Source organism: Streptomyces sp. GESEQ-4 (assembly GCF_017948455.1).
Lineage (GTDB): Bacteria > Actinomycetota > Actinomycetes > Streptomycetales > Streptomycetaceae > Streptomyces.
The window spans coordinates 341,473-363,189 of record NZ_JAFFSU010000006.1 but is presented as its reverse complement, the minus strand read 5'-3'; the positions used below and the strand labels follow the sequence as shown (position 1 = coordinate 363,189).

Below are 21,717 nucleotides of genomic sequence, written 5' to 3'. Positions count from 1 at the left end.
CAGGTCAGCGATTGTCGTCGTCCGGACCCGTGCTGTCGTCGCGCGGCGGCTGGTCCTTCGGTGTGGACTCGGCCGAGCCGCCCGCCGGGCCGGCGAAGCCGCTGAAGCCACGGCGCACCCGGCCGCCCAGGTCCCCCGCCCCGCCGGCGAGATCGCTCACCAGCTTCATCAGCGGGTCCTTGGACGTCTTGACGTGCGTGGCGTAGTGCGACGCCGAGTCCCGGAACGAGTCCGAGACCGAGGTGTCCTTGTCCTCGCTGCGCCGCGGGTAGTGGCCGTCCATGATCCGCTGGTAGTCGCGGGACTCGGACCACTTCTTCAGCTCGGCCGCCCGGATGGTGGTGAAGGGGTGGGAGCGCGGCAGCACGTTAAGGATCTTCAGCACGGAGTCGCGCAGGTCGCCGCCCGCCTCGTACTCCTCGGCCTGCTTCAGGAACGCGTCCACGTTCATCTCGTGCAGGTGGTTGCCGCCGGCCAGCTTCATCAGGCCGCGCATCGAGGCCGTGAGGTCCTGGCCGACGAGGAGGCCCGCGCGGTCCGCGGACAGCTCCGACTTGCGGAACCACTCGCGCAGCGCGGTCACGATCGCCATGATCGCCAGGTTGCCCAGCGGGATCCAGGCGACCCTGAGCGCGAGGTTGGTCAGGAACAGCAGGATGGTCCGGTACACGGCGTGGCCGGACAGGGCGTGGCCCACCTCGTGCCCGACGACCGCGCGCATCTCCTCCTCGTCGAGCAGCTCGACGAGGCCGGTGGTGACGACGATGATCGGCTCGTCCAGGCCGATGCACATCGCGTTCGGCTGCGGGTCCTGGTTGACGTACATCGGCGGGACCTTCTCCAGGTCCAGGATGTAACAGGCGTCCCGCAGCATGTCGTTGAGGTGGGCGAACTGCTGGTCCGAGACGCGCACCGAGTCGGACAGGAACAGCAGCCTGAGGCTGCGCTCGGGCAGCAGACCGCTGAGCGCCTTGAAGACCGTGTCGAAGCCGCTCAGCTTGCGCAGCGCCACCAGGGCGGAGCGGTCGGCCGGATGCTCGTACGCACGCGAGGAGATTCCAGGGAAGCGCCTGCGCTGCCTGCTCGGCACGTTCTCGTGCCCGTTGTGCTCGTGGCCGTCGGACATGTCTTCCCCCATGTGCGTGTGTGTGGCCCTTTGCGGACCCTTGTGCGGCCCTTTGCGCCCCCGAAGCAGAGCCCAGCCTAGGCGGATATACCGTGGACGGGCAGTACAGCGAAGGAGTCCGTCATGGAGCACAGCCCCGCGTCCGCCTGGCTCGCCGGAGCCGCGAACGCCGCCGAACAGCAAGGGGCGGGGAACCTGCTCCGGGTCGTACTGATCGTGATGGTGCTGGGCTGTGTCCTGACCGCGTGGTTCCTGCTGCGGGGGTACAAACAAAAGGACGACTGAAACGGCCGGGAAGTTCCTCCGTCCCGGCCGCCGTGTACCGACGGCGGAGTCGGCGTGAGGGCTGCCGGGCCGCCCGCTTACCATGGGCCGACATCTTTATCCCGCCCACACCGGATAGGTACTGCCGAAGATGAGCTTCCCCAGCACCGCAGCCCAGTTGGTCACCCTCGCCGCCGAGGGCGAGGAGCATGGCGGCAGCCACGAGAGCCTCAGCGCCTATCTGACCGGCGGCGGCGCGCTCTTCATCCTGCTGCTTCTGCTGTGGATCACCACCCGCTTCAACCGCGACCGCTGAAGCCTGAGGCCGGAGTCCTCAGGACGGGCCGGTAGGGTCTGCACGCATGGGAGAGCAGGACATGCCTACCGGCCCGACGAGCGCGGGCAAGCGCCGCCTCGGCGTCATGGGCGGGACGTTTGACCCGATCCACCACGGTCACCTCGTGGCGGCCAGCGAGGTCGCCGCGCAGTTCCACCTGGACGAAGTGGTGTTCGTCCCCACCGGCCAGCCCTGGCAGAAGAGCCACCGCAAGGTCTCCCCGGCCGAGGACCGCTATCTGATGACGGTCATCGCGACCGCCGAGAACCCGCAGTTCTCGGTGAGCCGTATCGACATCGACCGCGGCGGGCCGACGTACACCGTCGACACCCTGCGCGACCTGCGCGCGCTCAACCCCGACACGGACCTGTTCTTCATCACGGGCGCCGACGCCCTCGCCCAGCTCCTGACCTGGCGGGACACCGAGGAACTGTTCTCCCTCGCGCACTTCATCGGGGTCACCCGCCCCGGCCACCATCTGACGGACGCCGGTCTCCCCGAGGGCGGTGTGTCGCTTGTGGAGGTTCCCGCACTGGCCATCTCGTCCACCGATTGCCGTGCGAGAGTCGCCAAGGGAGACCCCATCTGGTACATGGTGCCGGACGGAGTCGTGCGCTACATCGACAAGCGCGAGCTGTACCGCGGCGAGTGAGCCGAGAGGGGCACCGGTGAACGACCGATACGACGCGGGGTACCCCGGCGACCACGGCGACCAGTACGAAATCGTCGGCTACGACGAGTACGGCCGGCCGATGTACCGGCAGGTCCCGGCTCAGCAGCTCCCGCAGCAGCAGTCGTACGACCCGTACGCACAGCAACAGCACGGCGGCCAGCAGGGCTACGGCTACGACCCGTACAGCACGGGCCAGCAGCCGCCGGCGCCCTCCTACGACCCGTACGACACGGGCGCGCAGCAACCGGTTCCTCCCTATGACACCGGTTCCCAGCAACCGGTTTCGCCGTACGACCCCTACGACACCGGTCAGCAGGCGCCCACCGCCTCCTCCTTCGACGCCTTCGGCAACCGCGGCCGAGGGGGCACCCCGACCGCCACGCCGTACGACCCCTACGGCCAGGCCGCGGCCGGCGGCCGGCAGCCGCGCGTCGAGCAGCGCACCGCCGAGCAGACCGCCTACATCCCGCAGCAGGCCGGTCCGGCCGAGCACGAGGCCGCCGCCTCCGCGCAGCCCGAACGGGACGACCACGAACGGGACTACCACACCGAGCAGTTCGCCTTCGTCGAGGATCCCGAGGGCGACCCCGAGGACGTCATCGACTGGCTGGCGTTCACGGAGAACCGCACCGAGCGCCGCGAGGAGGCCCGGCGCCGCGCCCGTAGCCGGGTCGTCGCCCTGGTGGTCGTACTCGCCCTGGTCGCGGTCGGCGGGGTCGGCTACCTCTGGTACGCGGGCAAGCTGCCCGGCCTGTCCTCCTCCGACGACTCGAAGACGGGCGAGGCGACGGCCGTGGGCGCCCAGAAGCGGGACGTGATCGTCGTCCATCTGCACGACACCAAGCAGGGCGGCACCGCCACGGCGCTGCTCGTCGACAACGCGACGACCAAGCAGGGCACCACGGTGCTGTTGCCCAACTCCCTCGCCATGACCGGCGACGACGGCACCACGACCACCCTCGCCAAGTCCGTCGAGGACGACGGCTCCTCCGGAACGCGCGAGGCCCTCGACACCGTCCTCGGCACCCGGATCCAGGGCACCTGGCGGCTGGACACCCCGTATCTGCAGAACCTGGTTGACCTGGTCGGCAACGTCGACGTCACCACCAACACCGACGTGCCCGACCCCGACGCCAAGAAGAAGGGCGCCGCGCCCCTGGTGAGCAAGGGCGAGGACCAGACCCTCAGCGGCAAGATGGCCGTCGCCTACGCCACCTACCGCGCCTCCGGCGAGGCCCAGAACGCTCAGCTGGAGCGGTTCGGGCAGGTCATGCAGGCCGTGCTGCGCAAGCTGTCCTCCGACGCGACGGCGGCCACCACCACCGTGCAGACGCTGGCGCAGATCCTCGACCCGTCGCTGACCGACAAGGACCTGGGCACCTTCCTCGCCAAGCTCGCCGACCTCGCCAAGGGCGGCGACTACAAGACGGCGCTGCTGCCCGTCCAGACCGACGGCACGCTCAGCGCGCAGGCGAGCGACAGCGTGGTCAAGGACGTCCTCGGCGGCACCGCGAAGAGCCCCGACAAGGACGCGGCCGTCCGCGTCTCCGTCCAGAACGCCAGCGGCACCAAGGACAACACCGAGAAGGCCCGCGTGGTGCTCCTCAACGGCGGCTTCACCTTCCTGGAGGGCGGTACGGCGTCCGGCGCCCAGGCGGCGTCCAAGGTCACCTACACCGATGCCGCCGACAAGGAGAACGCCACCGAGGTCGCCAAGACCCTGGGCCTGCCCACCAGCGCCGTCACCAAGGGCAAGGGGTCCTCGAACGCGGACGTGTCGGTGGTGCTGGGCCAGGACTACGAGCCGTCCTCGTCGTGAGCGCCGCAGCGAGCGAACAGGAGTGATCAGGAGCGCTCAGGAGGCGATCGGGAGTGATCCGTTTAATCACGTGGGGTGCCGTCGGCGGGTCGTGAGACCCTTGATGTCAAGTGACCGCCGACCGAAAGCCACGTAGTGACCGCGACTGACCGCTCCACCGAGCTCATCAACACCGCCGCGCAGGCGGCCGCAGACAAGCTCGCCCACGACATCATCGCCTACGACGTCAGCGATGTGCTGTCGATCACGGACGCCTTCCTGCTGGCCTCCGCGCCCAACGACCGCCAGGTCAAGTCGATCGTCGACGAGATCGAGGAGCGCCTCCAGAAGGAGCTCGGCGCCAAGCCGGTGCGCAGGGAGGGCGACCGCGAGGCCCGCTGGGTGCTGCTCGACTACGTCGACATCGTCGTCCACGTCCAGCACAGCGAGGAGCGGGTCTTCTACGCCCTGGAGCGGCTCTGGAAGGACTGCCCCGAGCTCGAGCTGCCCGCCGACGCCAAGGCCACCCGGGGCAAGGCCGCCGAGCACGCCAAGCTGCAGGCCGAGGAGGACGCCGCAGAGTTCGGAGGGCTGCGGTGAGCGCCCCCGCCGACTCGAGGCCGGGCCGGGGCCGCCGCGTCATCCTGTGGCGGCACGGCCAGACCGCGTGGAACGTGGAGCGCCGCTTCCAGGGCACCACCGACGTCGACCTGACCGAGGCAGGCCTCGCCCAGGCCCGACGCGCCGCCCGGCTGCTGGCCTCCCTGGAGCCCGCCGCGATCGTCGCCTCGGACCTGAAGCGGGCCGCCCTCACGGCCGCCGAGCTCTCCGTGCTCACCGGCCTGGAGGTGACCCACGAGGAGGGGCTGCGCGAGACCTACGCGGGCGTCTGGCAGGGGCTGACGCACGAGGAGATCATCGCCCGGCACGGCGAGGAGTACGCCGCGTGGAAGCGCGGTGAGCCGGTCCGCCGCGGCGGCGGCGAACTGGAGACGGAGGTCGCCGACCGCGCCGCCCCCGTCGTGCTCCGGCACGCCGAGAAACTGCCCGACGACGGCACGCTCGTGGTGGTCAGCCACGGCGGCACGATCCGCACGACCATAGGCCGTCTCCTCGGCCTGGAGGCCCACCACTGGGAGAGCCTCGGCGGCCTGTCCAACTGCTGCTGGTCCGTCCTCGGCGAGGGCGCCCGCGGCTGGCGGCTGCTCGAGCACAACGCCGGGACGCTGCCGGAGCCGGTGCTCGGCGACGACGACTGAGCCCTGCTCCAGGGCTCGTGACCCGGATTTCACTTTCCGGCAGCTCGCAGGCTAAAGTTCTTCTTGTTCGCCCCGCCGAGAGCTGGGGCAACACCAGGGGCTATAGCTCAGTTGGTAGAGCGCCTGCATGGCATGCAGGAGGTCAGGAGTTCAATTCTCCTTAGCTCCACAGGACGAAGATCCCGTCCCCCTCGGGGACGGGATCTTTTTGTTCGCACCGGTTTGAGTGAGTTGGGCCCCGGAGGCGTATACCTCTACGGAGACGCCGCCGGCGTGCAGGTTCGCGCTGGCCGGGACGGTCGCGGCGAGTGCCGTGTCCGGACTGGTACTGAGGCGTCGCTGACCGTATCGGTCCGGCCGTGGCAGAATCAAACGGCCGGAAGGGGGCGCGGCCCGACGGGAGGGAGCCAGTGATGCCTGCGAGCATCCGTGAGGCGGTCGGTGACCACCTCGACGCAGCGATGACACGGGACACGGTGACCCGACTGAGCTGCCCTTCCTGCGGTTCCCTCCATGTCGCTCAGGTCCTCGGCGACAACGGCGGAATTTCCTACGTGTGCACGGCCTGCGGCCACAGCTGGAGCTGATCGATGGGTGCACACAGGCGAAAGTGCGACTGGTGCGGCAGCGGGACGCCGATCGTCCGAGACATGGAGCCGGTCAATCCCGACTACCAGTACTGGTGCGAGGAATGCGCGCGGGCGCTGATCATAAAAGGCGACCCCATCGAGACGTACCGTGAGCTGGAGGGCGAGCCGATCTACGGTCGGCTCCTGGAGGAGCACTGCACTCTCAAGCGGTTCTACTCGTTCGTCACGGCTTGACTCCGAGCCGACGGAAACGATTTGGTGTTGCCCCCGGTGGACCGTGTAATGTTGGCGTCGCCGCCGGGGGAAACCGGCACGAAGGCAACGCGGGGCTATAGCTCAGTTGGTAGAGCGCCTGCATGGCATGCAGGAGGTCAGGAGTTCAATTCTCCTTAGCTCCACAGAGAATGAGGGCGGGCCATCCGATCGGATGGCCCGCCCTCGTCGTATCTCCCGTCGCGTTTCCCTGCTCAGCGGCCCAGTGCGCGGCGTCCGCGGCCCTGGGACAAGACCGGGAGGTTGCGGGCCGGCGCCTTGTCGCGCTGGGTCTCTTCCTCGATGCGCAGGGCGAGGGCGGGGCAACGGCGCACCGCACGCACCGCCTTGGCCTCCGCGTAGCGCGGCACCTGTGCCTGCGCGACGGTCGGGAAGCCGTCAGCGCCCAGTTCGAAGACCTCCGGGAGGATGTCCGCGCACAGGCCGTGGCCGCGGCAGAGCGTCCAGTCGACGTAGATCTTCTGGCGGCTGGGGCCGTTCTCCTCGGATTCGCCGCCGCCCGGCAGGCCCGTCGGGGTCCTGCCGCCCTCGAAGAGCGGCAGAACGCCCTCCACGGGCCTCCCGCAGCCGTTTCCGAGGACGTGCGCGGCGAGGTCGTCGGTGAAGGCCTTGACGGTCGACTCGAGGAACATCGCGGAGCCGTCGGGGTGGGAGCACGCGCCGCGCCGCTTCACGTTCTTGGCGACCTGCTTGAGGGCCTCCAGGGCGGCCGGACCGCCGCCGTTGAGGATGTCCTCCATGCCGCGCGCCGCGGCCGGCAGACCGAGGTAGCAGGGACCGCACTGTCCCGCGCTCTCCTCGGCCAGCCACTGGGCCACGCGCAGCGACTCGCCCAACGGGCAGGTGTCCTGGCTGATCGGCAGAATCGCGCCGGCGCCGAGCGAACCGCCCACCGCGTCCAGCGAGTTGCGGGAGACGATGGCCTCGTTGACCGTCGCGGCGTCGATCCACTTGCCGTGGTAGCCGCCGGTCAGCACGCCCTGCGGGACCGGCGGGGCGCCGGCGAGCTGTAGGACGTAACGCAGCGGCACTCCGGTGGGGACCTCGATCACCATGGGGCGGGCCACCGCGCCGGAGACCGTGAGCATGACCGTGCCGGGTTCGTCGTACAGGCCGGTGTTGCCGTAGCGCTCCGGGCCGATACGGGCGGCGATGGCGAGTTGGGCGAACGTCTCGGCGTTGGACAGCAGGGTGGGTGCGCCGCCGACGCCGTTCTGGGAGGCGCTGACCTTGCGGCCGGGCGGGATCGCCGGGCCGCCGTCGATGGACCGGATCAGCGACGCTGCCGCTCCGGTGACCATCCGTACGGGATTGCGCTGCACGCGCGCGCGGAGCGCCGACCTGCGGCCGTTGCTCAGGCCGCGTTCGGCGAGCGCGGCTTCCATGGAGCGCTGGGTGGACTCCCGGGTGACCCCCACCACGAGCGTGCGGGCACCCAGGGCCTCGGCGCACAACAAGGCGCCGTCCAGGATCAGATGCGGGGCACGGTTGATGAGCACCGTGTCCTTGCGGCAGGCCGGTTCGTCCTCGCTTCCGTTGACGACGACGACCGGGCGCACACCGCGCTTGATCGCCGCCTCGGCGACCGAGCGCAGCTTCTTGTGGAAGGGGAAGCCCGCGCCGCCGCGGCCCTTGAGGCTGATGTTCTCCGCGAGCTTGGCCAGTTGCTCGCCGCCCATGGGTTCGAGCGGCCCGTGCACCTTCAGGTGCATGGGCAGATCAAGTCTTTCGACAAGGTCGAAGCCAGACGTGAGCTGCGGAAGGCCGACCACGCGGACTTCGGGTACGTCGGGCAGGGCCTCGTTCACCTATAGCCTCCGGAAGGCGTGTTCCAAGGTTCGCCCGGGCCCGGTGAGTCGAAGTCGTACGAATCGCCGGGCGTTGGTTCATTGGCGGGACCGCTGTTGTACGTGTCATCGGGGGAGTACGTGTCGTAGAGGGTGTTCGTCTCACCGGTGTCGTACACATCACTCTGGCCGTACCTGCCGATGTCCGGATTGGTGTAGGCCGGGATGTTGTATCCCGTGTCGGTGAGCGGGTCGTACGCCGACGGGGGCGCCTCGCCGACGGGCGGCGGCATCGGGATCGGCCAGCTGCCCGAGGTGCTGCCGCCGCCGTCCACGCGCGGGATCGCCTCCGTGGCCTGCATGTCCAGCGGCAGGTCCATGCGGGCGGTCTGGTCGGCCGCGAACGACTGCTGGGGCTGAGGGTGCGGGGGCGTGACGGCGCGGTAGGCGGCCGCGAAGCCGTTCGTGGGCTCCGGGGCGGGCTGCTCGTACAGCGGCGCCGTGGGGGGTGCCATGCCGGCTGTGATACGCGGCTGGGGGCCCGTCGCGTCGGCCCGCTCGTAGCCGGGCAGGCTGGCGCCGCCCGCGACCCGGGCGCGGCTCTCCTCCAGGTTCTCGCGGCCCGGCTTCTCCTCGGTGCCGATGAGCGCGGCGGCCTTGTCCATGATCTGGCGCTTGACGGGGCGCGGGGCCGCGCGCAGAGCGAGGGCCGCCATGACGCCGAGCACGCAGAGCCCGTACATGACCGTGAAGATCGGGCTCTGCACCGCGCGTCCCGCGTACAGGCCGTGCACCAGCGCGGCGCACCAGGCCGGATAGGCCAGCATGTGCATCGCCCGCCAGCGGGCGGCGACCGGGCCCGCGCCCGCGAACTGGTTGCGCAGCGCGCCGGTGATCCCCACGAAGATCATGAGCTGACCGGCCAGCGTGCCGAGCCCGATGAGGACGCCGCCGCCCAGGACTTCGTCGTCGCCGGAGAACACCAGCACGAAGGGGATGAACACGGCGAACCAGCCGACGTGGTCGAGCGCCAGCTTGACTCCGATGTGCAGCAGCAGGAACGCGATCGAGCCCACGGCGGTCACCCGGTGGATGCCCTGCGCGATGATCCGCTGCCTGGTGTTGAGGATCATCCGGTCCTGGGCGACGAGGCCCCAGATCACGGAGCAGGTGAGCAGGACGAGCGTCAAGACACCCGCCCCGAAGTTGAGGAATTCCTGGAGCCAGAAGCCTCCGTACACCACTACGAGGGGTATGGCCAGCAGAAAGACAGCCGATGCCACCCCGTAGGCCGACCGGCCTGTCTGGGGCATCGAGCTGTTGGTACGACGAGGGTTCATGGGGGCAACTCCGAGCGGTTCGGGAAAGCGGTCCCGCTGCCGCACTCTAAGTCCAGTTCAAACTGACCGGTACGCCGTTTGAGTTATTGCGTTGTTATCTACGGGCCATGCGGGGCCTGTGTTGTCCATTAGCGACTGTTACGCCGGGTAATAATTGAACGTTGTTCAGCTTTTCGGAATCTTCACAAGCGGCCGTGAGGCGTCAGTGTGCCCCATGGAAGCCCGTCGCGGCCTCCTCGGCGGCTGCGGTACCCTGACGCCATGCGTGCCGTACGCCTTCTGCTTAGCGAGCCGCGCTGATCAGTCCCGACCCGGGCCAGTCCTGGTGGTCGGAATCGGCGCGGCGTCCCCTCCTGTGCGAGGGGATTTTTCGTTTCTTGAATGTCGCCGCCGGCAGAGACGATCGATGGAGCTTTGAGGATCATGAGCGAGACGAACCCCGCTGCCGCCGCCGAGGTGGCCGCGCCGCACCGCTACACCGCGGCCCTGGCCGCGGAGATCGAGGCACGCTGGCAGGACTTCTGGGACGCCGACGGCACCTACGCGGCACCGAACCCCAAGGGCGACCTGGCGGGCGATGCCGAACTGGCCGCCAGGCCCAAGAAGTTCATCATGGACATGTTCCCGTACCCCTCCGGGGCGGGTCTGCACGTCGGTCACCCCCTGGGCTACATCGCCACCGATGTGTACGCCCGGTTCCAGCGCATGACCGGCCACAACGTCCTGCACACCCTGGGCTTCGACGCCTTCGGCCTGCCCGCCGAGCAGTACGCCGTACAGACCGGCACGCACCCGCGCGTGTCCACCGAGGCCAACATCGAGAACATGAAGATCCAGCTGCGCCGGCTGGGCCTGGGCCACGACAACCGCCGGTCGTTCGCCACGATCGACCCGGACTACTACAAGTGGACCCAGTGGATCTTCCTGCAGATCTTCAACTCCTGGTACGACGACGAGGCGCGCCGGGCCCGCCCGATCGCGGACCTGGTCGCACAGTTCGAGAGCGGTGAGCGCGCGCTGCCCGGCGGGCGCTCCTGGAACGAGCTGGGCGCCGTCGAGCGCGCCGACGTCCTGAGCGAGTACCGCCTGGCGTACGCCTCGGACGCGCCGGTCAACTGGTGCCCCGGCCTGGGCACCGTACTGGCCAACGAGGAGGTCACCGCCGACGGCCGCTCCGAGCGCGGCAACTTCCCCGTCTTCAAGGCCAAGCTGCGCCAGTGGAACATGCGCATCACCGCCTACGCCGACCGGCTGCTGGACGACCTGGACGCGCTGGACTGGCCCGAGGCCATCAAGCTGCAGCAGCGCAACTGGATCGGCCGCTCCGAGGGCGCCCGCGTCGACTTCCCCGTAGACGGCGAGCGCATCACGGTCTTCACCACGCGCCCCGACACCCTGTTCGGCGCGACCTACATGGTGCTGGCCCCCGAGCACCCGCTGGTCGAGAAGTTCACGCCCCAGGAGTGGCCCGAGGGCACGCACCAGGTGTGGACCGGCGGCCACGCGACCCCCTCCGAAGCCGTCGCCGCGTACCGCGCGCAGGCCGCCTCGAAGTCCGACGTCGAGCGGCAGGCCGAGGCCAAGGACAAGACCGGCGTCTTCATCGGCACGTACGCGACCAACCCGGTCAACGGCGAGCGGATCCCCGTCTTCATCGCCGACTACGTGCTGATGGGCTACGGCACCGGCGCGATCATGGCCGTACCGGCGCACGACGGCCGTGACTTCGAGTTCGCGCGCGCCTTCGAGCTGCCGATCAACTGCGTGGTCGAGCCGACGGACGGTCGCGGCACGGACACCTCCGCGTGGGACGAGGCCTTCGTGTCGTACGACGCGAAGATCGTCAACTCCACCGGTGACGGTGTCTCCCTGGACGGCCTGGGCGTTGTCGACGCCAAGGCGCGCATCACCGAGTGGCTGGCGCGCAAGGGCATCGGCGAGGGCACGGTCAACTTCCGGCTGCGCGACTGGCTGTTCAGCCGCCAGCGCTACTGGGGCGAGCCCTTCCCGATCGTCTACGACGAGGAGGGCATCGCCCACGCGCTGCCCGAGTCGATGCTGCCGCTGGAGCTGCCGGAGGTCGAGGACTACTCGCCGCGCACCTTCGACCCGGACGACGCGAACACCGAGCCGGAGACCCCGCTGTCCCGCAACGAGGACTGGGTGAACGTCACCCTGGACCTGGGCGACGGCCGCGGCCCGCGCACCTACCGGCGTGAGACCAACACCATGCCCAACTGGGCCGGTTCCTGCTGGTACGAGCTGCGCTACCTGGACCCGCACAACAGCGAGAAGCTGGTCGACCCGGAGATCGAGCAGTACTGGATGGGCCCGCGCCAGGGTCAGCCGCACGGCGGCGTCGACCTGTATGTGGGCGGCGCCGAGCACGCCGTACTGCACCTGCTGTACGCGCGCTTCTGGTCCAAGGTGCTGCACGACCTGGGGCATGTGTCGTCGGCCGAGCCGTTCCACAAGCTGTTCAACCAGGGCATGATCCAGGCCTACGTCTACCGCGACAGCCGTGGCATCGCGGTGCCGGCCGCCGAGGTGGAGGAGCGCGACGGCGCGTACTACTACCAGGGCGAGAAGGTCTCCCGGCTGCTGGGCAAGATGGGCAAGTCCCTGAAGAACGCGGTCACTCCGGACGAGATCGCCGCCGAGTACGGCGCTGACACCCTGCGTCTGTACGAGATGGCGATGGGCCCGCTGGACGTGTCCCGGCCGTGGGACACGCGCGCGGTGGTGGGGCAGTTCCGGCTGCTGCAGCGGCTGTGGCGCAACATCGTCGACGAGGCGACCGGTGAGGTCACCGTCGTCGACGCGGAGCCCGAGGAGGGCACCCTGCGCGCCCTGCACAAGGCCATCGACGGGGTGCGCGGTGACCTGGAGGGCCTGCGGTTCAACACCGCCATCGCCAAGGTCACCGAACTGAACAACTACCTGACCAAGGCCTCAGGCGCGGTGCCGCGGTCGGTCGCCGAGCCGCTGGTGCTGCTGGTAGCGCCGCTGGCCCCGCACATCGCCGAGGAACTGTGGCGCAAGCTGGGCCATGAGGACTCGGTGGTGCACCAGGACTTCCCGGTCGCCGACCCGGCGTACGTCGTGGACGAGACCGTGACCTGCGTGGTCCAGGTCAAGGGCAAGGTCAAGGCCCGCCTGGAGGTCTCGCCGGCCATCTCCGAGGAGGAGCTGGAGAAGGTCGCGCTGGCGGACGAGAAGGTCGTCGCGGCGCTGGACGGCGCCGGGATCCGCAAGGTGATCGTGCGAGCGCCGAAGCTGGTGAACATCGTTCCCGCGTAGGCGTCGTTTCCGGGTTTGTGCCTCCGGCTAAGGGTGGTCCCCTACGGGCAGGTTCGGGGTTTTTCTGGAACTCCGGGCCTGCCCGCTGCGTTTACCGTTGAAGAGTGGCGCGGCGCGAGTGCCGGGCCCGGTCCGGAGGAGGAGCGTCGTGGAAGCAGTCGTCGCAGTTTTCGCCCTGCTCTTCCTGCTCTTCCTGGGACTCGGCGCCTACGCCACGGTGAAGGCGGTCGGCGCGGCCAAGCGCGGCGTGGACCGCACCCTCACCCAGGCCCGCCGCACGGTGGAGGAGCACACCCTGAGGGCCAAGTCCCTCGCCCAGATCGGCCCCGCGGGCGAGATCGCCCAGCTCCGGCTGAAGCTGCGCACCTCGATGCGCGCCACCCAGGACGCGCTGCACGCACGCGTGGCGGAGGACGAGTCCCTCAAGGAGTCCATCGGCCTCTTCGAGCGCCTCAGCGCGCACGGCCATGAGCTCGACGACGACCTCAAGCGCCTGGAGTCCGAGCCCGACCGGGCGACCCTCGCCGAGCGGCTGCCCGCGCTGCGCGAGCGCACCAAGCGCATCATCGACTCGGCGGACTCGCTGCGCTGGGCGGCCCGGGACCGGGCCCACCGCTTCGCCGACGACGACCTGGACTCGCTCAGCACCCAGATCGACGTGGAGACCGGCGCGCTGCGACACTGGACCACCTCGGAACCCGCGCCGCCCCCGTGGCCCGAGGCGCCCGCCGCCGAGAGCCCCGCCGCTCAGCAGACCTGGCCCGAGACACCCCGGCCGGAGCCGGCCGAGGAGAAACCGGCACGGCCCGCCATCACCCCGCCGGCCCCGCGTCCCACGTATCCCTGGCAGAAGAAGCCCCGTCCCGAGAGCACCACTTGATCCGGTTCCGGCCGGCCCGGGTCAGCGGGGCCGGGCTGCCGCCAGGGCGCTACGCCAGGTAACCTCCAGCTCATGTCCCGCCATGTCGCGATCGTCACCGATTCAACGGCCTACCTGCCGCCGCGGACGATGGAGCGCCATGGCATCACAGCGGTGCCCCTGACCGTCGTCCTCGGCGACCGGGCACTGGAAGAGGGCACCGAGATCTCCACCCGCTCCCTCGCCCAGGCGCTCCAGAAGCGCCGCCCCGTCACCACCTCACGCCCCAGCCCCGAGCTGTTCGCCGCGACCTATCGCAGGGTCGCCGAGTCCGGGGCCACCGGCATCGTCTCGCTGCACCTGTCCGCCGAGCTCTCCGGCACCTACGACGCGGCGCTTGTCGCGGCGCGTGAGGCGCCGGTGCCGGTGCGGGTCGTGGACACCGGGATGGTCGCGATGGCGCTCGGGTTCTGCGCGCTGGCCGCCGCCGAGGCGGCGGAGTCCGGCGGCACGGTGGACGAGGCGGTCACGGCCGCGGAGAAGCGGGCCGCGGGCACGTCCGCCTACTTCTACGTCGACACCCTCGACTATCTGCGCCGCGGCGGCCGGATCGGCGCCGCGCAGGCGCTGCTCGGCTCGGCGCTGGCGGTGAAGCCGCTGCTGAAGCTGGAGGGCGGCCGTATCGAACTCCTGGAGAAGGTACGGACGGCATCGAAGGCCATCGCCCGCCTCGAGGAGATCGTGGCCGACCGGGCGGGCGGCGCCCAGGTCGATATCGCCGTCCACCATCTGTCGGCTCATGAGCGTGCGTCGGCACTGGAGGACCGGCTGCGGGCGCGGGTGCCCGGGCTCGTCGACCTGCATGTGAGTGAGGTGGGGGCGGTGATCGGGGCGCATACCGGGCCCGGGTTGCTGGGGGTTGTGGTGTCGCCGCGGTGAGTCGGCTGTCTCACACGTGTGGGTGATGGAGTTATCCACAACTGGGCGGTAATCCCCGGGATTTGACCAAGATCATCGCGAGAGGGTCGGGCTGCCTGATCCTCGTCGCATGGCACTTCGATCACGTTCACGCGCAGCGACTGCAAGCAGCGGTCCCGGCCGCGGCCCCGCCTCCGACGGCCGCACCCGGCATCGCCGCCGCCCTTATCCACGGAACCGGGCCCGGTACCGATACGCGTCGGCGGAGGAGCTTCGCCGACGCGCGGAGGTCCTGTTCGGCGAACGGGCTGTTCGGCGGCGGGAGTTGGGAGAGGAGGCGGCGGGTCGGGACGAGGGCGTGGGCGCACCTGACGTCCCGTATGCCGAACCTCACATCCCGTACGCCGACATGGACGTCGGCGACGATGTGCCGCCCGACGGCGGAGGAGTCGGCGATCATGCCCCGCCCGTCGCCGCGGACGTCGATGCCGGTGCCCAGGCCCGGCACGGCGTGAGGGCTTGGCGGGGGCGGGTCGGGCCGGTGTTGCGGGAGCGGATGCCGGTGTGGTTGCAGGCGCGGTGCGGGCTGGAGCGCAGGAGCGTGGTCGCACTCACCGCGCTGCTGGTCGTCGCCGCGGCCTTCGCGGTGCAGCACTTCTGGACCGGCCGGACCCTGTCCGTGCGCCCGCCCGAGGTCGTACAGGCGGCGGCTCCGTTCGCGGAAGCAGCGCAAGCGGAAGGCGAGCCGAGCAAGGCTCCCGGCGGACCCGCCGCCGGAGGGACGGCGGCGGCCGAGATCGTGGTGGACGTCAGCGGCAAGGTCCGGGAGCCCGGGATCCAGCGGCTGCCCGCGGGTTCGCGGGTCGTCGACGCGCTCCGTGCGGCCGGCGGGGTGCGACCCGGGACGAACACCGACGGTCTCAACCGCGCCCGCTTCCTTGTGGACGGGGAGCAGGTGATCGTCGGCGGTCCCGTCGCAGGCTCGGGCTCCGCGCCGGTCGCGGGCGGTACGGCGGTCGGTGGCCAGGCCGGCTCGGCGGCGGCTCCCACGGCTCCGGTCTCGCTCAACACCGCGACCGTGGACCAGCTCGAAACCCTGCCGGGCGTGGGACCGGTGCTGGCGCAGCACATCATCGACTACCGCACCCAGCACGGCGGCTTCCGCTCGGTGGACCAGCTGCGTGACGTGAATGGGATCGGTGACCGCCGGTTCGCCGATCTACGCGATCTCGTACAGCCATGAGTGCCACCCGCCGGCGCAGTGTGGTCGCCCCCGACATCTCCGACGAGGCCGGCGTCGCCGGTCCCCGCGCCTCGGTGCACACCGCCTCCGGCAACCGGCTCGGCGCCGCCCACCCCCGACAGGAAGGACCGACGGACCTACGACTTGTTCCGCCCGCGCTCGCTGCCTGGGCGACGGCCGCGCTGGCGCTGGACGCGCCGCTGGAGTGGATCATCGGCATCACGGGAGTGTGCCTGGTCGCGGCGAGTGTGCTGGTGACGATACGGCGACGATGGTCCCGCGTCTCGGTCGCCGCCGTCCTCCTCTGTGTCGCCGCGGGCGCGGCCTCCGCCGGGCTGCACGGGGCCGATCTGCGGCGCGGGCCGGTGCCCGGGCTGGCGCGGGAGTACGCGACCGTGACGGCCGAGGTCGAGGTGAGAGCCGATCCCCGGCTCACCCGGCCCCGGATCAGAGGGAACCACGCGGCGCCGAGTGCCGTGCTGATCGGCGCGGACGTGCGGCACGTCGAGAAGGCGGACGGGACGGCGGTGGAGACGCGGGCACCGGTGCTGTTGATCGTCGACGCGGGGCCACGCCCCACTGCCGAGGGGCCGAAGGCCTCGCCGTGGCTCAGGCTGCTGCCCTCCACGCGGCTGCGCGTCACCGCACGGCTGGCCCCTGCCCTGATGGGCGGTGACCGGGTCGCCGCCGTGGTGCGGGTGCGGGACCAGGCGGTGCCGTTGGTCGTGGGGGAGCCGTCGGCGGCGCAGCGGTTCGCGGGGCGACTGCGGGCCGGGCTGCGGGAGGCCACGGACGGGCTGCCGGCGGACGCGCGGGCGCTGTTGCCGGGGCTGGTCGTCGGGGACACCGCACGGATCACTCCGGAGCTGGACGAGGCCTTCAAGGAGACCGACCTCGCGCACACTCTCGCCGTCTCAGGGAGCAACCTCACGATCATCCTCGCCCTGCTCATCGGACCGCCCGGCCTGGCCCAGCGCGTCGAGCGGCGCGGACTGGCGCCCCGCCTCGGCATCCCGCTGCGGACGACCGCGCTGTTCGGCGGCGTGCTCACGCTCGGGTTCGTCGTGGTGTGCCGGCCTGACCCGAGCGTGCTGCGGGCCGCGGCCTGCGGGGCGGTCGTGCTGCTCGCCCTCGCGACCGGACGCCGCAGATCGCTGATCCCGGCGCTGGCGACGGCAGTCCTGCTGCTGGTGCTCTACGACCCATGGCTGGCCCGGAGTTACGGCTTTCTGCTGTCCGTGCTGGCCACCGGCGCCCTGCTCACACTCGCGCCCCGCTGGAGCACGGCGTTGAGGCGGCGCCGGGTGCCGCCGCGGCTCGCTGAGGCGCTGGCCGCGGCTGCCGCCGCTCAGGCGTTGTGTGCGCCGGTCGTCGCGGTGCTGTCGGCACGGGTGAGCCTGGTGGCGGTGCCGTGCAACCTGCTGGTGGAGTTCGCGGTCGCCCCCGCGACGGTGCTGGGCTTCGCCGCGCTGGCGACGGCGCCGGTGGCGATGCCTTTGGCCGAAGCCCTTGCGTGGTGCGCGAGTTGGCCGGCCGGGTGGATCGCGGACGTGGCCCGTACCGGAGCGGCGCTGCCCGGGGCGGGCGTGGACTGGCCGGGAAGCTGGACCGGGGCGGCCCTGCTCGCGCTCGTCACGGTGGTGGTCCTGCTGGTCGGCCGCCGGCTGCTGCGGCACCCCTGGTGGTGCGGGGCCTGCGGGGTGCTGCTTCTGCTGGCGGTCGTGCAGCCGCCGCCGCTGGCCAGAGTGATCACGGGGTGGCCGCCGCCGGGCTGGCGGATGGCGATGTGCGATGTGGGACAAGGGGACGCGCTGGTGCTCGCGGCGGGTGAGGGCGCCGGTGTGGTCGTGGACGCCGGGCCGGATCCCCGGCTGGCCGACCGCTGTCTGCGCACACTCGGCATCACGCGGGTTCCGCTGGTGATCCTGACCCATTTCCACGCGGACCACGTGGCCGGTCTGCCTGGGGTGCTGCATGGGCGCGAGATCGGTGCGATCCAGACGACGGGACTCGAAGAACCGGAGGACCAGGCGGAGTTCGTCCGGAGACAGGCCGCGGCGCGGCACATCTCGATGATGAGAGCCGTCGCCGGGGAACAGCGGCGCAGCGGGGCGCTCAGCTGGCAGGTCGTCTGGCCGCCACCGCATGCGGCGTCGGTGCCGGACGCGGAGGGGCCGAACGACGCCAGTGTCAGCCTGCTCGTCCGCTCGGCGGGGCTGCGGCTCCTGCTGCTCGGGGACCTCGAACCGCCGTCCCAGCAGGCGCTGCTGAGGTCACCGGCGGGGGCGTGGCTGGGCGGCGTGGACGTGCTGAAGGTGGCCCACCATGGCTCCGCCTATCAGGATCCGGAGCTGATACGCCGGGTCGCGCCGCGACTGGCGTTGATCTCCTGCGGCCGGGACAACCCGTACGGTCACCCCGCACCCGGTACGGTCGCGGCGCTGCGGGCGCAGGGAGCGGTGGTGCTGCGGACGGACGAGGACGGGGCCTTGGCTGTCGCGGGTACGGGCGGAGAGCTGCTGGTGGCGCGAGACTGAGGGCATGGATTCCGCAGAGGTTGATGCCTATCTCCGTCGCCTGGGAGCAGAGCGCCCGGCGTGGCCCACCGTCGACGTCCTGCGCGAGCTGCATCTGCGGCATCTGCAGCGCGTTCCGTTCGAGAACCTGTCGATCCATCTCGGCGAGGAGATCGTGCTGGAGGAGAAGCGGCTGCTGGACAAGGTGGTGGCGGCACGGCGGGGCGGGTTCTGTTACGAACTCAACGGGATGTTCGGGGCGTTGCTGACCGCGCTGGGCTACGACGTCACGCTGCTGGCGGCCCGGGTGTACGGCGACGAGGGGCGGCTGGGGATCCCGTACGACCATCTCGCGCTGAAGGTGCGCACGGTGGACGGGGGTGAGTGGCTGGCCGACGTCGGGTTCGGGGCGCACAGTCACTATCCGCTGGCGTTCGAGGCGCGGGCGGAGCAGCGGGATCCCGGGGGAGTCTTCCGGATCGTCGAGGCGGGGCCGGATGCGGCCGGGGTGCGGGGTGAGGCGGCCGGGGCGCCCGATCTGGACGTCGTCCGGAACGGCAGCCCGCAGTATCGGCTGGAGACGCGGCCGCGGGTGCTCGGTGACTTCGTGGCCGGGGTGTGGTGGCACAGCACGTCTGCGGCTTCGCACTTCGTGCGGTCGCTGGTGTGCTCGCGGGTCACGGAGGACGGGGGGAGGGTCACGCTCAGCGGGCGGGCGCTCACGGTGACGGCGGCGGACGGGGCGCGGGAGGTGCGGGAGCTGGGGTCGGATACGGAGGTTCTCGCGGCGTATCGGGAGAGGTTCGGGATCGAGCTGGCGGTTGTGCCGGTGGTTCGGGAGGGGGCCGCCGGTCGGGAGGGCTGACCTGGTGGTTCGGGGGTGGGGTAGGTGCCGGAAATGGGTGTCGGAAAATGGGGGCGTGAGTGATGTGAGACATGTGCTGGTGCTGCCTGACCGGGATGCGGCGGACGAGGTGGTGGAGGCGCTGGGGGAGCGGTTCGGGGTGCGTGAGGAGCCGCAGGTGGTGCGGGATGCGCTGGCCGGTGAGGACGATGCGGAGGATGCGCAGTGGCTTGTGGTGCTGCGGGATGAGGAGGGGCGGTTGGATGCGGGGGAGCTGGACGCGTTTGTGGGGGAGTGGGAGGGGTGGCGGGAGGAGCCGTAGCGCTGCGCTGCGTTGCCCTGCCGGGTGAGTGCGGGCTCGCTTTGAAGGTGCCCGGCGTGGGGGCTGGGCGGTGGTGGGTCGCGCAGCCCGGCGCTGGCGGGGTGCCGCCTGCGCCCACCCGTGCCGCCCCAGGCGGCACGCATGCCCGCAGCCTGGCGGGCCGAGGTCTCGCTCCCGTTGTCAGTGGGGCGTGACATGCTTGGCGTAATGGCCAGGAAGAGTGTTGATGATGACCCGCTCGTGCCTGTGACGCTTGCTGTGGGGCAGGAGGATCTTCTGCTTGACCGGGCTGTGCGGGAGGTGGTGGCTGCGGCGCGGGCCGCTGATGCCGATACGGATGTGCGGGATCTGACGTCGGAGCAGTTGCAGCCGGGGACGTTGGCGGAGTTGACGAGTCCGTCGCTGTTCGCGGAGCGGAAGGTCGTCGTCGTACGGAATGCGCAGGATCTGTCCGCGGACACGGTCAAGGACGTGAAGGCGTATCTCGGGGCGCCCGCCGAGGAGATCACGCTCGTGTTGCTGCATGCGGGCGGAGCCAAGGGCAAAGGGCTGCTCGATGCCGCGCGGAAGGCCGGGGCGCGGGAGGTCGCGTGTCCCAAGATGACGAAGCCGGCGGATCGGCTGGCCTTTGTCAGAGGTGAGTTCCGGGGGCTCGGGCGGTCGGCCACGCCCGAGGCCTGCCAGGCGCTCGTCGACTCCATCGGGAGCGATCTGCGGGAGCTGGCCTCGGCCGTCTCCCAGCTCGTCGCCGATGTCGAGGGGACCATCGACGAGGCGGTGGTCGGGCGGTACTACACCGGGCGGGCCGAGGCTTCCAGCTTCACCGTCGCCGATCGCGCCGTGGAGGGCCGGGCCGCGGAGGCGCTGGAGGCGCTGCGGTGGTCGCTGGCGACCGGCGTGGCTCCGGTGCTGATCACCAGCGCGCTCGCCCAGGGCGTACGGGCGATCGGAAAGCTGTCCTCGGCACGCGGCGGACGGCCGGCCGATCTGGCGCGTGAGTTGGGCATGCCGCCGTGGAAGATCGACCGGGTGCGCCAGCAGATGCGGGGATGGACTCCGGACGGGGTGGCCGTGGCGCTGCGGGCCGTCGCGGAGGCCGACGCCGGGGTGAAGGGCGGCGGGGACGATCCCGAGTACGCGCTGGAGAAAGCCGTCGTCACGATCGCGCGGGCCGCTCGGTCCAGGGGGCGTGCGTAGCCCGAAGAGAGGAGAATCGGGCGTATCAGCCGTAGATCGCCGATATGACGGAAAGGTGGCGACTGTCATGGCTGAACACCCGCATGCCGCTCTCGTCCGCAAGGGCTATGAAGCCTTCCAGCGCGGAGACATGGACACTCTGCGCGGCTTGATGACCGGGGACTGCACACACCACGTACCCGGCTCGCACCCGCTCTCCGGGGACTTCAAGGGGATCGACTCGATCCTCGACGGGTACTACGCCCGGCTCTACTCGGAGACGGGCGGGTCGTTCCAGGTCGAGCTGCGCAACATATTCGTGGACGGCCGCGGGCACGCCGTCACCGTGCACCGCTTCACCGCCGACCGGGGTGACAAGCACATCGACGAGGACGGGGGCATCGTCTTCCGGATCGTCGGCGACAAGATCACCGATCTCGACGAGTGCCTTGCGGACATCGACAAGTCCAACGACTTCTGGACGTGACCCAGGCACACCGAAGGCCCCGGCTCCCGCCCTGGGGAAGGGCGAGGTGCCGGGGCCTTCGGTTCAAGATGATGAGCCCGTACCCGCGTGGCGAACGCAGGCCGCGTACAGGCTCGGGGTGCCGGACGGGAGCGGATGAGAGAGGGCCCGCTCGATTCCCTCCGGCGGTCAAATCAAGTGTCAGCCCTTGAGGGCAGCGACCTTGGAAGCCAGCGCCGACTTCTTGTTGGCGGCCTGGTTCTTGTGGATGACGCCCTTGGAGACGGCCTTGTCGAGCTCACGCGCAGCAGCGCGCTGGTACTCGGTGGCCTTCTCGACGTCACCCGCGGCAGCGGCCTCACGGGCCTTGCGGATCGCGGTCTTCAGGGAGGACTTGACGGCCTTGTTGCGCAGCCGGGCCTTCTCGTTGGTCTTGATCCGCTTGATCTGGGACTTGATGTTCGCCACGAATGAGCCTCTACAGGTTCTGGCACGGGCCCACACGGGTCCCGCACCGGTGATTTTTCTCGGGGTGTGCCTCGCGCTGAGAGGGCATGAGACACAGCCACCCAGAGTACCAGTGGCCCGGCCCACGGCCCAAAACGGTGTCCGGTCGCCGCCCGTGG

The 21,717-nt window shown here is 70.6% G+C and carries 21 protein-coding genes and 2 tRNA genes; 19 read left to right on the top strand and 4 right to left on the bottom strand.

Going from position 1 to position 21,717, the window contains the following annotated elements; translation table 11 throughout:
* Nucleotides 1-4: 4 nt before the first annotated feature.
* On the bottom strand, nt 5-1,138 hold the full coding sequence (locus KCH48_RS15495) for a M48 family metallopeptidase (protein ID WP_374104681.1): 1,134 nt from the start codon (nt 1,136-1,138) through the stop codon (nt 5-7).
* Nucleotides 1,139-1,249: 111 nt separating this feature from the next.
* On the opposite strand from KCH48_RS15495, the gene KCH48_RS15490 reads away from it, so the two are divergent.
* The 10 genes from KCH48_RS15490 (at nt 1,250) to KCH48_RS15445 (ending at nt 6,445) form a co-directional block, all read left to right on the top strand.
* Nucleotides 1,250-1,411 (top strand): hypothetical protein, encoded by a 162-nt coding sequence (locus tag KCH48_RS15490; RefSeq protein ID WP_210574540.1) that lies wholly within the window; start codon nt 1,250-1,252, stop codon nt 1,409-1,411.
* Between the two features lie 130 nt (nt 1,412-1,541).
* Nucleotides 1,542-1,706, top strand: a complete 165-nt coding sequence (locus tag KCH48_RS15485; RefSeq protein WP_210574538.1) for a hypothetical protein — start codon at nt 1,542-1,544, stop codon at nt 1,704-1,706.
* A 46-nt stretch (nt 1,707-1,752) separates the two neighbouring features.
* The gene (nadD, locus tag KCH48_RS15480) at nt 1,753-2,379 is read left to right on the top strand and encodes a nicotinate-nucleotide adenylyltransferase (protein WP_210574537.1); all 627 of its coding nucleotides are present in this window, start codon (nt 1,753-1,755) and stop codon (nt 2,377-2,379) included.
* A gap of 16 nt (nt 2,380-2,395) precedes the next feature.
* A complete protein-coding gene (locus KCH48_RS15475) occupies nt 2,396-4,219 on the top strand; it encodes an LCP family protein (RefSeq protein WP_210574535.1) in 1,824 nt (607 codons plus the stop codon).
* Nucleotides 4,220-4,354: 135 nt separating this feature from the next.
* Nucleotides 4,355-4,798, top strand: a complete 444-nt coding sequence (gene rsfS / locus KCH48_RS15470; protein ID WP_210574534.1) for a ribosome silencing factor — start codon at nt 4,355-4,357, stop codon at nt 4,796-4,798.
* Nucleotides 4,795-5,457, top strand: a complete 663-nt coding sequence (locus KCH48_RS15465) for a histidine phosphatase family protein (protein WP_210574532.1) — start codon at nt 4,795-4,797, stop codon at nt 5,455-5,457. The genes rsfS and KCH48_RS15465 overlap by 4 nt, the downstream gene beginning before the upstream one ends.
* A gap of 96 nt (nt 5,458-5,553) precedes the next feature.
* Nucleotides 5,554-5,626: transfer RNA gene (locus KCH48_RS15460), tRNA-Ala, on the top strand.
* 244 nt (nt 5,627-5,870) lie between these two features.
* Nucleotides 5,871-6,044: a hypothetical protein gene (locus tag KCH48_RS15455; protein ID WP_210574530.1), complete on the top strand. Its 174-nt coding sequence runs from the start codon at nt 5,871-5,873 to the stop codon at nt 6,042-6,044.
* Nucleotides 6,045-6,047: 3 nt separating this feature from the next.
* Nucleotides 6,048-6,281 (top strand): hypothetical protein, encoded by a 234-nt coding sequence (locus KCH48_RS15450; RefSeq protein ID WP_003976229.1) that lies wholly within the window; start codon nt 6,048-6,050, stop codon nt 6,279-6,281.
* Nucleotides 6,282-6,372: 91 nt separating this feature from the next.
* Nucleotides 6,373-6,445: transfer RNA gene (locus KCH48_RS15445), tRNA-Ala, on the top strand.
* Nucleotides 6,446-6,514: 69 nt separating this feature from the next.
* On the opposite strand, the gene KCH48_RS15440 is transcribed toward KCH48_RS15445, so the two are convergent.
* Nucleotides 6,515-8,128 (bottom strand): NADH-quinone oxidoreductase subunit NuoF family protein, encoded by a 1,614-nt coding sequence (locus tag KCH48_RS15440; protein ID WP_210574528.1) that lies wholly within the window; start codon nt 8,126-8,128, stop codon nt 6,515-6,517.
* Nucleotides 8,125-9,390 (bottom strand): cytochrome b/b6 domain-containing protein, encoded by a 1,266-nt coding sequence (locus tag KCH48_RS15435; RefSeq protein WP_374104683.1) that lies wholly within the window; start codon nt 9,388-9,390, stop codon nt 8,125-8,127. Before KCH48_RS15435 ends, KCH48_RS15440 begins: the two co-directional genes overlap by 4 nt.
* Before the next feature lie 480 nt (nt 9,391-9,870).
* On the opposite strand from KCH48_RS15435, the gene leuS reads away from it, so the two are divergent.
* The 9 genes from leuS to KCH48_RS15390 all read left to right on the top strand — a co-directional run bounded on the left by leuS (nt 9,871) and on the right by KCH48_RS15390 (nt 21,112).
* Complete coding sequence (gene leuS, locus KCH48_RS15430) at nt 9,871-12,747, top strand: leucine--tRNA ligase (RefSeq protein ID WP_210574525.1); 2,877 nt, start codon at nt 9,871-9,873, stop codon at nt 12,745-12,747.
* Between the two features lie 148 nt (nt 12,748-12,895).
* Entirely contained in the window at nt 12,896-13,627 is a 732-nt protein-coding gene (locus KCH48_RS15425) for a hypothetical protein (protein WP_210574524.1), read from the top strand.
* Nucleotides 13,628-13,699: 72 nt separating this feature from the next.
* Nucleotides 13,700-14,545, top strand: coding sequence for a DegV family protein (locus KCH48_RS15420; RefSeq protein ID WP_210574522.1), 846 nt, complete (start codon nt 13,700-13,702; stop codon nt 14,543-14,545).
* 109 nt (nt 14,546-14,654) lie between these two features.
* Nucleotides 14,655-15,767 (top strand): ComEA family DNA-binding protein, encoded by a 1,113-nt coding sequence (locus KCH48_RS15415; protein WP_210574521.1) that lies wholly within the window; start codon nt 14,655-14,657, stop codon nt 15,765-15,767.
* Nucleotides 15,764-18,304 carry a ComEC/Rec2 family competence protein gene (locus KCH48_RS15410; RefSeq protein ID WP_210574520.1) on the top strand — a complete coding sequence of 847 codons (2,541 nt, stop codon included), beginning with the start codon at nt 15,764-15,766 and terminating at the stop codon, nt 18,302-18,304. Before KCH48_RS15415 ends, KCH48_RS15410 begins: the two co-directional genes overlap by 4 nt.
* Nucleotides 18,305-18,308: 4 nt before the next feature.
* Complete coding sequence (locus KCH48_RS15405; RefSeq protein ID WP_210574519.1) at nt 18,309-19,148, top strand: arylamine N-acetyltransferase; 840 nt, start codon at nt 18,309-18,311, stop codon at nt 19,146-19,148.
* 55 nt (nt 19,149-19,203) lie between these two features.
* A complete protein-coding gene (locus KCH48_RS15400) occupies nt 19,204-19,449 on the top strand; it encodes a hypothetical protein (RefSeq protein WP_210574518.1) in 246 nt (81 codons plus the stop codon).
* A gap of 207 nt (nt 19,450-19,656) precedes the next feature.
* Nucleotides 19,657-20,646 carry a DNA polymerase III subunit delta gene (holA, locus tag KCH48_RS15395; protein ID WP_210574517.1) on the top strand — a complete coding sequence of 330 codons (990 nt, stop codon included), beginning with the start codon at nt 19,657-19,659 and terminating at the stop codon, nt 20,644-20,646.
* Nucleotides 20,647-20,713: 67 nt separating this feature from the next.
* Nucleotides 20,714-21,112 (top strand): nuclear transport factor 2 family protein, encoded by a 399-nt coding sequence (locus KCH48_RS15390; protein ID WP_210574516.1) that lies wholly within the window; start codon nt 20,714-20,716, stop codon nt 21,110-21,112.
* A gap of 180 nt (nt 21,113-21,292) precedes the next feature.
* Here KCH48_RS15390 and rpsT read toward each other — a convergent pair whose 3' ends face one another.
* Nucleotides 21,293-21,559, bottom strand: a complete 267-nt coding sequence (gene rpsT, locus KCH48_RS15385) for a 30S ribosomal protein S20 (RefSeq protein ID WP_210574514.1) — start codon at nt 21,557-21,559, stop codon at nt 21,293-21,295.
* Nucleotides 21,560-21,717: the final 158 nt, after the last annotated feature.

Coding starts and splice junctions, on each gene's coding strand:
- KCH48_RS15495 (WP_374104681.1), bottom strand. CDS start 1,138: ATGGGGGAAGACATGTCCGACGGCCACGAGCACAACGGGCACGAGAAC.
- KCH48_RS15415 (WP_210574521.1), top strand. CDS start 14,655: ATGGCACTTCGATCACGTTCACGCGCAGCGACTGCAAGCAGCGGTCCC.
- KCH48_RS15420 (WP_210574522.1), top strand. CDS start 13,700: ATGTCCCGCCATGTCGCGATCGTCACCGATTCAACGGCCTACCTGCCG.
- nadD (WP_210574537.1), top strand. CDS start 1,753: ATGGGAGAGCAGGACATGCCTACCGGCCCGACGAGCGCGGGCAAGCGC.
- KCH48_RS15390 (WP_210574516.1), top strand. CDS start 20,714: ATGGCTGAACACCCGCATGCCGCTCTCGTCCGCAAGGGCTATGAAGCC.
- KCH48_RS15455 (WP_210574530.1), top strand. CDS start 5,871: ATGCCTGCGAGCATCCGTGAGGCGGTCGGTGACCACCTCGACGCAGCG.
- KCH48_RS15450 (WP_003976229.1), top strand. CDS start 6,048: ATGGGTGCACACAGGCGAAAGTGCGACTGGTGCGGCAGCGGGACGCCG.
- KCH48_RS15490 (WP_210574540.1), top strand. CDS start 1,250: ATGGAGCACAGCCCCGCGTCCGCCTGGCTCGCCGGAGCCGCGAACGCC.
- holA (WP_210574517.1), top strand. CDS start 19,657: ATGGCCAGGAAGAGTGTTGATGATGACCCGCTCGTGCCTGTGACGCTT.
- KCH48_RS15405 (WP_210574519.1), top strand. CDS start 18,309: ATGGATTCCGCAGAGGTTGATGCCTATCTCCGTCGCCTGGGAGCAGAG.
- KCH48_RS15485 (WP_210574538.1), top strand. CDS start 1,542: ATGAGCTTCCCCAGCACCGCAGCCCAGTTGGTCACCCTCGCCGCCGAG.
- KCH48_RS15410 (WP_210574520.1), top strand. CDS start 15,764: ATGAGTGCCACCCGCCGGCGCAGTGTGGTCGCCCCCGACATCTCCGAC.
- leuS (WP_210574525.1), top strand. CDS start 9,871: ATGAGCGAGACGAACCCCGCTGCCGCCGCCGAGGTGGCCGCGCCGCAC.